Here is a 3,629-nt window from a genome sequence, read left to right on the forward strand (position 1 = left end):
ATAAAAGACAGATGGTCGGTTCATAACGGATTAAAATAGAAGGAGCGTGAAAAATTGTCCGCTCTGTATGACTTTCAACGGCCAGTGAGTAGTTCATCTGTACTGAGCGATCTGTGTGTCACCTGTATTGACCGCAACCGGGTTAGAATGTATCAACTATTGAGGATTTCAACAGAGCCTCTCCAGATGGATCACTACTGTGGATTGTGTTCAGTCAAGATTCTCAACCTTCTGTTCGAGCCGCTCAAGTCGCTCGTTGAGATCATCGTCAGGCTCAGCAGCGGGCTCGTTCAGTGGGCGAACATCCTCAAGGGCGGTGTCAACGCGATCGTCGTCAGCCTCGCCGTGGAGATATAGCTCCGCGCGGTCGTTATACAACTCTCGGAGCGTGCTCGCAGCGACGCCAACGTCATCGGCGACGTCGGCAAGTGATTCACCACTGGCGACTCGCTCCATGCCGGCGCGTACCCGGAGGTACTCTTCCGGGTCGACCCGGAGATGTCCGTTGACAACCTCAAACCCTGTCGGCGGCCGGCCGGTCCACTTACCGGCCTCTCGGGCAGCGTCGATCCCCGACTGGATTCGGCGAACCTTCTGTGTTTGTTCAATCCGAGCGAGGTCACCCATGAGCCCGGCGATCATTTGGGTGACCGCTTGATCGACCATACTGTCGTCGACATCAAGCTCGAGGCCAACTTCGAGGTCCCGGACGCTCGTCTCGTGTTCAAGAGCATACTGCAGAAAGTTGTGGATCTCGCCACCACCGAGCCGAGAGAGTCGAGACAACTCGTGTACGATGACGACATCAACCTCGCCGTTAGCGATCGCCTCGCGGAGCCGACGGTACTCTGTACCCCCCTCGCTGTCAGACCCTGAGATAATATCAGCGAACCGGTCGATGGTGGCGTCAGGATATTCGTCCGCGACGAAGTCCTCGAGCTCATGGATCTGTCGCTCGTGGTCTTGGCGGTCAGTTGAGACGCGGGCATATAGCGCGACGTGAGTCATACTTCTCGTTTTGGCCAGATTTGATTTAAAATATTACCCCTTTTCGTGGTTGTCTATTAGCACTACCTTCTCAACGTATCTTGAGATCAGCTGTCAGTAAAGAGAGGTACTGGACAGCAGGATAGGCTTAGAAGTTGGTATGTGGACCACTGGAGGACTTACAGAGTGTCTGTAGCAGCCTTGTCGTAGCACCTTTTGAATATTGGAGTCAGTGGCTCTGTTGAAGTTCTATTCTTCAGACCAAACTGGGCTGATACAACTGGTCGCTAAAGAGTGCGAACCACAAAGCCATTTTAGCTCACACGACCTCCCCCCAGTTATTTTTGCCTCTCAAAAATTCATCTGTTACAGATGTCTGATGACTCCGACGACACTGGGGGAGAACGGGTCGTCTTCGCAATGCTCGTTGGAGTGACGTTCGGAGCGGCACTCGGAACGACAGTTCTCCAAGATATCTCACAGGGAATTGTTGCTGGTGTCGTCGTTGGAACCCTCGCTGCTCTCGTCTTCCCAGCGTGGACAGACCGACTCTACAAGACGGTAACAGACAAACTCGAAGAATAATCTCCTGTAGTGAACAATTCGAGAGGGCAAAAGGAGGTATGCCAACCGTTCTATGACGCCCTGACAAACTATTCAATAATTCTCCCGGAATCTGGAGAGTGGGACCGTAGGTCCCTGATGAGAGCTGGACCAGTCATCCCACATCACGGGCCAGCTCTCAGAAGTGCCGCTCTGTATCCATGCCCGTCGGCCCATCCGGTCCCGGCCTGAGGGCGGCACAGCGCGGAGCCGTCTGACATGTCCGGCTCCGCATTCTCCGATGATATCGAGACTCTTTGTGCGGATGATATATCTAGGTCGGGATCAAAACAATTTCAATAGTCTGCCTACCATGACTGAGTAGGGACAATAGATCCCTGATGAGAGCGAGGTTGCTCCCTCCGCTCTCGTTCGATCTGCTCTCCCCCCATTCATCTGTGTATCCCCGACTACAAGGGCAGATCAACGCGATCCGGGGTACCATCCCCGGTACCGCATTCTGATCTGCCGAAATCCTCGACCAGTGATCTGTTATTAGAGACATGCTAAATACAGAGTTCAAATGTAGTGCGAATTGGGGCCAATTTTCGGGGGAGGCTGATCGCTCAGTACATCCTCTGTACTGACCGTGACCAGATCGGCAAATGGCAGTTGCAGATGATCACAGGTAGTCGGCCTCCCCGAAAGCTAGTTCGCCCGGCCCAGAAAACCGCCAAAAGCTTACCTCCAAGTGCTGATAAGCTTCGCTTGGAAGGATCCATGTCACACGCTCCTTCCACCCCTTCTACTAAGCGATCCGGCTTGTGTGCGAGAAGTCTTCTATAACCACTAGTCCGTGCTAATCAGCAACTTCTAGACTTCTTCACGGGGGTTGTGCTCGACAATATCCGCGAATGCAACGTTTTCTCGAACCTGTTGCATCTCAACGGTGACGCGGTCTCCGACGTTCGTCTCGGGGACGATCACGACGTAGCCGCGCTCAACTTTCGCGATTCCGTCACCTTGGTCTCCGAGGTTCTCGATTTCTACTTCTCGCTGCTCACCTTCCTCAACAGGTGGGCTCTCAAACTCTTGCTGCTGGTCTTTGTGGTCAGTCGACGGTTCAGAATCAGTCATCTCTGTGTCCTCAGCATCCGGTGTTGATGTCGAGATGAGCGCAACACGGTACGTCTCATCCGCAGCTAGTGTCCCAGTGGTGACCTCGCGTTCTGGCACAGTGATCTGGTAGCTGCCATCGTCTTCCTCAACAGTCGCAGTATACAATGTCTGGAGTGACTCAGAAATGTCCATAGTTGCGTATGCGTTGGTTCGTGTTCGATAACTTGTTTCTAGCGTTCCTGTTGCTCCCAGCCGATCACTGTTGTTGCGGGTGAGAGATCCATATACGAGTCAGGCCTTATCACGCTCAAGCACGGCAGCAAAGTCATCAAGAAGCTCCTGTGGAGATCGCTGATCACCACGAGACGGGAGTGGTGCCTCCCAACATTCAATCTCGAGTGTGCGCGCATTTGCCACTGGTTCAGGTTCAGTTACCACGTTGAATATACCGGTGTGATAGATGGCTAGTAGTCGATGATCATGGACACCGACGTAATCGACGCCGGCTCGATTCAAGACTGCTGGAACGTCAATCGGTTCAGACAGCGAGACTGAGGCGCGTGGAGACGCCGAGTCGCTCATACAATGGCTTCGTCTATCACTGCAATAAAGACCCGCCTCAAGGAGAATCCGGATGCAGTATCTGGCCAGTTGCCGTGGGCGGTCTATCCTCTCCCGGCGAGTGCTGGTGTAGGACAGCGATCTCCATCTCTCGTTAACACATTACCCTTTCTGAATAGTGGATTCGATGAAACATCGTACCACGTTGGGACTGCTGGTGACATTTCGACCGATACGATTGAACAGTACACCGAGTGGATGGAACATGTTTAGTCGAGCGTATAGACTTCATTACCCTGTTGCACGTTCAAAATTAGTTCGCCGGACGGGGCGGGCAGAGCTGAAACCGACCACCACTCAGCTGTGCTGACCCAATGATGGTACGTTTCTTGACAGACGGGGCTGAATGAACCAGAGAA

General features: G+C 53.1%; 4 protein-coding genes and 1 pseudogene. 2 read left to right on the forward strand and 3 right to left on the reverse strand.

What is annotated here, in order from left to right; translation table 11 throughout:
* Positions 1 to 210: 210 nt before the first annotated feature.
* Positions 211 to 1,008, reverse strand: a complete 798-nt coding sequence (locus NO887_RS18395) for a recombinase family protein (RefSeq protein WP_256407144.1) — start codon at positions 1,006 to 1,008, stop codon at positions 211 to 213.
* A gap of 351 nt (positions 1,009 to 1,359) precedes the next feature.
* Between NO887_RS18395 and NO887_RS18400 the strand changes: the two genes are divergently transcribed.
* Positions 1,360 to 1,572, forward strand: a complete 213-nt coding sequence (locus NO887_RS18400) for a hypothetical protein (protein ID WP_256419614.1) — start codon at positions 1,360 to 1,362, stop codon at positions 1,570 to 1,572.
* An 831-nt stretch (positions 1,573 to 2,403) separates the two neighbouring features.
* Here the strand turns inward: NO887_RS18400 and NO887_RS18405 are convergent.
* Positions 2,404 to 2,841, reverse strand: a complete 438-nt coding sequence (locus NO887_RS18405; RefSeq protein ID WP_256419615.1) for a TRAM domain-containing protein — start codon at positions 2,839 to 2,841, stop codon at positions 2,404 to 2,406.
* A 99-nt stretch (positions 2,842 to 2,940) separates the two neighbouring features.
* Positions 2,941 to 3,231, reverse strand: a complete 291-nt coding sequence (locus tag NO887_RS18410; RefSeq protein WP_256419616.1) for a hypothetical protein — start codon at positions 3,229 to 3,231, stop codon at positions 2,941 to 2,943.
* Positions 3,232 to 3,390: 159 nt separating this feature from the next.
* Here NO887_RS18410 and NO887_RS18415 point away from each other — a divergent pair.
* Positions 3,391 to 3,483, forward strand: a pseudogene (locus NO887_RS18415) (IS200/IS605 family transposase); the annotation flags it as partial.
* Positions 3,484 to 3,629 lie beyond the last annotated feature (146 nt).

It is taken from the genome of Halorubrum laminariae (assembly GCF_024494655.1).
GTDB classification, from domain to species: Archaea; Halobacteriota; Halobacteria; order Halobacteriales; family Haloferacaceae; genus Halorubrum; species Halorubrum laminariae.

Bases quoted from the DNA above. Each gene is read 5' to 3' on its own strand.
- NO887_RS18395 (WP_256407144.1), bottom strand. From the start codon at position 1,008: ATGACTCACGTCGCGCTATATGCCCGCGTCTCAACTGACCGCCAAGAC.
- NO887_RS18400 (WP_256419614.1), top strand. From the start codon at position 1,360: ATGTCTGATGACTCCGACGACACTGGGGGAGAACGGGTCGTCTTCGCA.
- NO887_RS18405 (WP_256419615.1), bottom strand. From the start codon at position 2,841: ATGGACATTTCTGAGTCACTCCAGACATTGTATACTGCGACTGTTGAG.
- NO887_RS18410 (WP_256419616.1), bottom strand. From the start codon at position 3,231: ATGAGCGACTCGGCGTCTCCACGCGCCTCAGTCTCGCTGTCTGAACCG.